Origin of the sequence: Streptomyces sp. NRRL F-5126 (assembly GCF_000721265.1) — a bacterium.
Lineage (GTDB): Bacteria > Actinomycetota > Actinomycetes > Streptomycetales > Streptomycetaceae > Streptomyces.
This window is the reverse complement of the sequence record NZ_JOFZ01000074.1, coordinates 1-484: the sequence shown is the minus strand read 5'-3', so window position 1 is coordinate 484 and position 484 is coordinate 1. Positions and strand designations below refer to the sequence as shown.

Annotated in this window: 1 protein-coding gene; it reads right to left on the bottom strand. The window is 67.1% G+C overall.

All coding sequences use genetic code 11. The features are described 5' to 3' along the window. On the bottom strand, positions 1-348 hold a 348-nt coding region (locus IH48_RS0132365), incomplete at its 3' end, for a transposase (protein ID WP_030912990.1). Positions 349-484 lie beyond the last annotated feature (136 nt).

Here is a 484-nt window from a genome sequence, read left to right as displayed (position 1 = left end):
CGGCAGGACCTCGCTGATCTTCGGGGACTTGCGGCACCAGGGCGGAAGGATTTTCGAGGAGAACCGCTGCCGTTCACCGGTCGCCTCGTCGACGCGGCGGTCGTTCACTCGCGGGGCGCGGACCTCGACCGGGCCGGCCGCTGTCGTCACGGTGCGGGGACGGTGGTGACCGTTACGCACCACCAGACGGTGGCCGCGTTCGTCCCGCTCGGCAGCCAACTCGGCTATGTACTGGTCGACTTCCGCTTCCAGAGCGGCGGCGAGCATCCGGCGGGCGCCTTCCCGCACGATCTCGTCGATCAGCGAACCGGTAGCGGTGGAGCCGTCTTCGTTGACTACGCTGAGCACGGGCGTGCCTTCCCGACCCGCGCTGCGAACGCGGGCCTGACTTGGTGACCGATACAGGATCATTCGGGAAGGTACGCCCTTCGCGTGCCGTCCCGAAGACCGATCCACAAGTCATGAGCATTGCTCTGGCGATGAC